The sequence below is a fragment of the Allosphingosinicella sp. genome, assembly GCF_036570505.1.
GTDB lineage: Bacteria > Pseudomonadota > Alphaproteobacteria > Sphingomonadales > Sphingomonadaceae > Allosphingosinicella.
The window spans coordinates 1-5,285 of record NZ_DATCYB010000026.1 but is presented as its reverse complement, the minus strand read 5'-3'; the positions used below and the strand labels follow the sequence as shown (position 1 = coordinate 5,285).

Here is a 5,285-nt window from a genome sequence, read left to right as displayed (position 1 = left end):
CGCGCCCGAACCTACGCCTCCTCCCCCACCGCCGCCGGCCGCCGACTGGCGCGACATTTCGCTGACGCAAGGCGGCTGGGTCTATAGCGGTCAGGGAAATGCCTCGCAGGCGCTGTTCGGCCCCGCCAACAGCGAAGCGCTCTTCAGCGTCCGCTGCGACGTCGGGCAAAGGCGGGTCATCCTGTCGCGGGCCGGCCAGGCCAGCGCCAATATGATGACGATCCGCACCACGTTCGGCGCGCGCAGCCTGCCCGCCGCGGCCGGAAGGGAGCCGCTTCCCTACGTCGCGGCGACGCTGTCGGCCAACGACCGTTTCCTCGACAGCATGGTCTTCAGCCGGGGCCGCTTCACGGTCGAGGTGCCGGGCGCGCCGATGCTCGTCATTCCCGCCTGGCCGGCACCGGCACGGGTGATCGAGGACTGCCGGAGTTGATGCTTTTGAGGTTGACGCCTGAGCGCGGCGCGAAGCATGGAATCTTATCGTCAAAATAATCGAATACAAGTCTTGATCGAGGATTCGCGACGACTCATAGTTGCCTTGTATTCAACAGCGAAAGGAGGTGATCCGATGTCTCATGGTTCAGCTAAGGGGTCGGTTCTGTTCGTTCGGGAGGTGAAAGGCTAAGGCTTTTCAAGGTCTTCCGGGCTGGAGCATCCGGCCGCTGACCATGTTCGGAGGGTCGTCGCGCGAATGCGCGGCGGCCCTTCAACTTTTTTCGACCTCGGGCAATCCTTCGGTTCGCCGCATTCGTGACGGCCCATTTCTCCTCGGTGCCATAGATGGTAAATATAGTCGCGCAACGCCGGTGGGGACATGCGGACATGGGTCTACTTTGCTTGCTGGGCCGACACGCGCGGGAAAAGAGAGACGTGTTCTGGGACGGCGAATATTATCGCACGACCTGCCGAAGATGCGAGCGGCCGATCGTCCGTATCCGGCGGAATGTCTGGCGTCTCGACGATAGGCCCACGACCGCCCCGAAGGCCTAGCCACCCCCCGCCCATGGCCGCCGGAGTTCAGGCCCAGCGTTCAGGCGTCGAACGCGCGCGCCACTCTGGCCTGCCAAACGAGGATGAGGGGAACGACACCCAGCTCCATGGCGAGGCCGAAGAGATGGCCGGCGCCCGGCAGGCCATATTCGAGCAGCGAAAGAAGACGAGCCAGGCCTCCCGCAACGACGATTGCGCCGGCGGCGCGGACGACCGGCCCGTGCCGCTCGATGCGGGGAATGCAGGCAGCGAAGACGAGACCGACGCCAAGCAGGAGTCCGGACAGGTATCGATAGTGGCTGTCGAGGTCGATCGGCACCGGCGCGGCGACGCCGGCGAGCATTTCCGGGCCTCGGACAATGCCCGCTCCGCCCGCCGACAGGGGCACCAGCGCGGCGAGCGCTATGACGCACTGGAGAAGACGGCGTTGGGCCGCCGGAGTCACGGTCGCGCCTTCCGGCGGGCAATGAACTTCTCGTCCACGCGAACCGAGCGGGTGGCGATCGTCACTTCGCTGAGGAACAGCAACAGTCCCAGGGTCAGGCTGGCCATGGCGGCGATGAACAGCAGCGACACCGGGATGGCGAAGTTTATCGCGGCGAGGTCGGCAATGAAGAGGATGATCACCACGATCGAGATCAGGAGAGCCGCGACCACGCAAAGGCCGATGGCCCAGTGACACAGCCGCATACGGCGATCGAGGATCGCAAGAGTCCTGAGCTCGCGCGCTTTTGCGTCGGCGGTCCCGACGCCGCTTTCGAGGCTGCGGACCCGGTCCACTACGCGCGCGAGGCGATGGGCAACGACGTTCAGGATGCCACCTATGCCCGCGAGCAGGAAGACTGGAGCGACGGCGAGCTGAATGATGTTCGCGATCGTTGCGACGTTGGTTTCGGTCATGGCGTTGGGTACATGGCGGCTCCTGACCCGCATGGATGGCGGCGCGGGCCCCTCGCCGTCAACCGCGACTTACGGGCGCGGCTTACCGGATAGTAGCTTTTTGCCGTTAGGCAGTCCGTCTTTGCATCGGCTGTAGGATAGGACGCGCGTGCACGAGGGGCCGGTAAGGAGGGACGGAGCCGCGACCGCGATCGACGTCGAGGCCGTGGCTGGCTTCGCCGCCTCGATCGATGCCGCGGCGGAGGCCGCCGAGCCACGCCATCGGTTCCTGCGCACCGCCTGGTTCGCGGCGCCGGGTCAAGCCGGCGATGCCGTGACGCTGACGGCGAAACGCCCCGACGGCGGAGTCGTGGCGGCTCTTCCGACCGCGCGTCTCGGCCCCGCTCCCCTGCGGCTGCGGGAGATTCCGGGCTGCTATTGGCCGTATCGCAGCTTTCCCGTCGCGGCGGACGCCACGGACGACGAGATCGTCGGCCTGCTTTCGCACCCGGAGACGCGCCGCGTGCTGGGACGCGCCTGGCGAATGGGGCCGGCCTACGCCGACGATCCGACGGGCGCGAGGCTGGCAAGGCTGGCGGAACGTGGCGGCTGGACGCGGATCGAGCGGCGCATCGCCACCAGCTTCCTGCTCGACATTCCCGAGGTCCGTCGGGAAGCGGCCTGGCCGCGAAACTCGACCTTGAGGAAGAACCGCTGGTTCGAGAAGGAACTGGCGAAGAGCGGTGCTCTCGACTGGCGGTTCGTGACCGGTGACGGCTGGACCGGCCTCGTCTTTGACGAGCTGGCGGCCATCGAAGCGAAAAGCTGGATTCCGAAACGGACCGGGGGTCACGACGCCAAGTTCCTCGCGCCGCATCACCGCCGGATATGGGAAGCGGTGGCGCGCGACCCCGTGCTGACCTCGATGCTCCACGCCGCGATCCTCACCATTGGCGGAAGCCCCGCCGCTTTCGCCTTCGACCTCGACGTGGGCGCGCTTAAATATGCGATCGCCAACAGCTACGACCAGCGCTTCGCCAGGAACAGCCCGGGCCGCGTGCTCGCCTACCGCAGCCTCGCCGGAGCGATGGATCGCGGCATCGAACGGGTCGACTGGGGCGCGGGCGACAGCGGCTACAAGAGCACCCTGGGCGCGGTGCCGGGCCCCGAGATCGTCGATTGCCTGTTCGTCCGGAGCGCCCTCCTGGGCCGGCTCCTTCGCCCCTTTTGGAAGTGGTCGGGAAGATAGGGAACGTAGCCGGACCGACCGCCGTTTTTGAGCGGGAGGAGACGTGGCTTGAGGCGGATCATCATATGTGCGGGTTTGGTCGCGCTCGTGTCCTGTTCCGAGGAATCGCGTGATCCACCGCCGCCGTCCGGCGGGCCGGAGGCGCCGATTCCGTCAGGCCCACCGGTCCCGCGGCAAGACGTGGCGACCGGGGAGGCTCCGTTCGGTGCTACAGCCACGGCCTGGGAAAGCGTCGTTGGCGAAGCGGGGACGACGCTCCGTCTGGCCGCCGGCGACGGAAGCTTGCGGATGAGCATAGCGTGCCTCGACGATCCGGCCCGCCTGGTCGTCCAGGTTCCGGCTTTCGAGCCGGTCATGAGCGAGGATCGTTTCGCGCTTGGGCTGGGAGCGGAGCCGGTGACGCTCGTCGCCGATCCCTATGAGCAGGAACTGCAAACAGGCGTGAGGGGGGAGGGGCCGGTGCCGGAGAATTTCGCCGCCCTCCTCGACGAGGCCGCCGAAGTGCGGGCGCTCTACGGAGCCCAGCAGGCCGGTCCCCATCCGGCGCCCCAGTCGGCGCTGAAGGAGCGACTCGTCGACGCTTGTTTCGACGCGGGCGGCTAGGTTCGGAACGCCGGGTCGAGCCGTTCGTTTCGCGATGATGGACACGACCGTTTCAAACCATCAGGGCCGCGCGCGCGGCCTCTATGACGAACAGCTCCAGCGCCAGAAGCAGGAGAAGCTCCTGTTCCGCCAATCCGTTTCAGCGCGCTCGCGGGCCGTCGTGCTCGTAAAGGACGACGAGCCCTCCCTCTAGAGCGGTCGGGCGCGGGTCCCGGACGGAAGCGGCGCGGCGCCGCGGCGGAACGTACCGGCGCAAAAATGAAATGAATCCGGGTTTCAGCCATTTACCGAAATGACGACGGCCTCGGTGGCGGGAACCGGCTTTCCGGCCCGGCGTTCAGATATCCTCTAGGTCAAACCCCGATGGAGGATGCAATGCCCAACCAGGATCAGAATCAGAACAATCCGGCTGGTGGCCAGGACCGGGACCGGCAGGATCGTCAGCAGCAGCAGCAGGGCGGGTCGCAGGATCGCGACAAGTCCGGCCGGCAGCAACAGCAGCAGCGTGATCGCGACGCCCAGATGGGCAGCACGGGCGGCGGCGGGTCCGATCCGTCGCAGGGCGGCCGGCAAGGTGGCAGCGAATGGGATCGGCAGCAGGGCCGCAGCGAAAGCGAACGCCAGCAGGGCGGCGGCGGGCGACCCGAATCCCAGCAGGAGCAGAAGGGCCACCAGAATCGAGGCCAGGGCGAGCCCGGACGTGATCGCTGAGGTCAGAACAGCGCAATGAAGCGAATGGGGGCCGTCTTTATCGGCGGCCCTCCATTTGGAACTGTTCGGCGCGCCGGTCGTCTGTTACGCGGCAGTTATAAATGAAGCTGGAGACGGCAATGGCAAAGGCGAAGTCATCGACAGGAAAGTCGGGCGGCAAGAGCGGCTCGAAATCGAGCGGGTCGGCCAAGATCAATGAGGCTCTTAGGGATGCAGGTCAGAAAGCGGCCGAGCTGGCCAAGAACCCGGTGGCGCGAAGCATGCTCGCGGCCGGGCTGGTGACGGCGGCGGCGGCGCTCACGTCGAGCAGGAAAGTCCGCGAAAGCGTGAAGGAAGCGGGCCGCGACGCCGCCGACAGCGCCGAGGCCGCCGCCGACAGCGCGAGCAAGGTCGGCGTCGCCATCGTTACCGCCGCGACCGAGGCGGTACGCAAGTTCATGGCGACGGCGGGCGGCGGCACGGCCAGCGGCGGTACCAGGAGTACGTCGACGAAGAAAAGCGGCGCCACCGCCAAGACGAGGACGGGCACGAGCAAAAGCGGCGGCGCGAAGAAAAGCGGCGCGGCCAGGACTTCGGCCGCCAAGCCGGGCGGCGCCACGAAGACCGCATCCGCCGCCAAGAAAAAGCCCACCGCGGCTCGAAGCAAGACCGCCAAGAGCCGTACGACGCGCAAGAGCACGACCAAGAAACCCGCCGGCGGTGGAAGCAAGACCCGCGGCGGCTGAGCGCGCGAGCCTTCAAAAGGAGAAATGAAGAGAGGGCGCCGGGGGGCGCCCTCTCTTCTTCATTCTAGCGGCAGTGGCGTCCGCGTCCGCTGTTGCGGTCGATGTGACGGCCCAGCAGCGCGCCCGCG

At 67.0% G+C, this 5,285-nt stretch carries 8 protein-coding genes; 6 read left to right on the top strand and 2 right to left on the bottom strand.

The annotated features are described in order from the left end of the window. Positions 1-433 (top strand): hypothetical protein (locus VIR62_RS01850; protein ID WP_431868200.1); only part of this gene is annotated, 433 nt, incomplete at its 5' end. Between the two features lie 597 nt (positions 434-1,030). Here the strand turns inward: VIR62_RS01850 and VIR62_RS01845 are convergent. Together VIR62_RS01845 and VIR62_RS01840 are read right to left on the bottom strand one after the other, a co-directional pair. Next, on the bottom strand, positions 1,031-1,435 hold the full coding sequence (locus VIR62_RS01845) for a DUF4345 domain-containing protein (protein WP_431868198.1): 405 nt from the start codon (positions 1,433-1,435) through the stop codon (positions 1,031-1,033). Then, on the bottom strand, positions 1,432-1,890 hold the full coding sequence (locus VIR62_RS01840) for a DUF2721 domain-containing protein (RefSeq protein ID WP_431868196.1): 459 nt from the start codon (positions 1,888-1,890) through the stop codon (positions 1,432-1,434). Before VIR62_RS01840 ends, VIR62_RS01845 begins: the two co-directional genes overlap by 4 nt. A 148-nt stretch (positions 1,891-2,038) precedes the next feature. On the opposite strand from VIR62_RS01840, the gene VIR62_RS01835 reads away from it, so the two are divergent. The 5 genes from VIR62_RS01835 (at position 2,039) to VIR62_RS01815 (ending at position 5,157) form a co-directional block, all read left to right on the top strand. Then, positions 2,039-3,118 carry a GNAT family N-acetyltransferase gene (locus VIR62_RS01835; protein ID WP_431868195.1) on the top strand — a complete coding sequence of 360 codons (1,080 nt, stop codon included), beginning with the start codon at positions 2,039-2,041 and terminating at the stop codon, positions 3,116-3,118. A 288-nt stretch (positions 3,119-3,406) separates the two neighbouring features. Then, positions 3,407-3,721: a hypothetical protein gene (locus tag VIR62_RS01830; RefSeq protein ID WP_431868193.1), complete on the top strand. Its 315-nt coding sequence runs from the start codon at positions 3,407-3,409 to the stop codon at positions 3,719-3,721. Positions 3,722-3,755: 34 nt separating this feature from the next. Beyond that, positions 3,756-3,914 (top strand): hypothetical protein, encoded by a 159-nt coding sequence (locus VIR62_RS01825; RefSeq protein WP_431868191.1) that lies wholly within the window; start codon positions 3,756-3,758, stop codon positions 3,912-3,914. Between the two features lie 182 nt (positions 3,915-4,096). After that, complete coding sequence (locus tag VIR62_RS01820) at positions 4,097-4,432, top strand: hypothetical protein (protein WP_431868190.1); 336 nt, start codon at positions 4,097-4,099, stop codon at positions 4,430-4,432. Positions 4,433-4,551: 119 nt separating this feature from the next. Beyond that, positions 4,552-5,157: a hypothetical protein gene (locus VIR62_RS01815; RefSeq protein ID WP_431868188.1), complete on the top strand. Its 606-nt coding sequence runs from the start codon at positions 4,552-4,554 to the stop codon at positions 5,155-5,157. Positions 5,158-5,285: the final 128 nt, after the last annotated feature.

Bases quoted from the DNA above. Each gene is read 5' to 3' on its own strand.
- VIR62_RS01815 (WP_431868188.1), top strand. From the start codon at position 4,552: ATGGCAAAGGCGAAGTCATCGACAGGAAAGTCGGGCGGCAAGAGCGGC.
- VIR62_RS01840 (WP_431868196.1), bottom strand. From the start codon at position 1,890: ATGACCGAAACCAACGTCGCAACGATCGCGAACATCATTCAGCTCGCC.
- VIR62_RS01830 (WP_431868193.1), top strand. From the start codon at position 3,407: ATGAGCATAGCGTGCCTCGACGATCCGGCCCGCCTGGTCGTCCAGGTT.
- VIR62_RS01820 (WP_431868190.1), top strand. From the start codon at position 4,097: ATGCCCAACCAGGATCAGAATCAGAACAATCCGGCTGGTGGCCAGGAC.
- VIR62_RS01825 (WP_431868191.1), top strand. From the start codon at position 3,756: ATGATGGACACGACCGTTTCAAACCATCAGGGCCGCGCGCGCGGCCTC.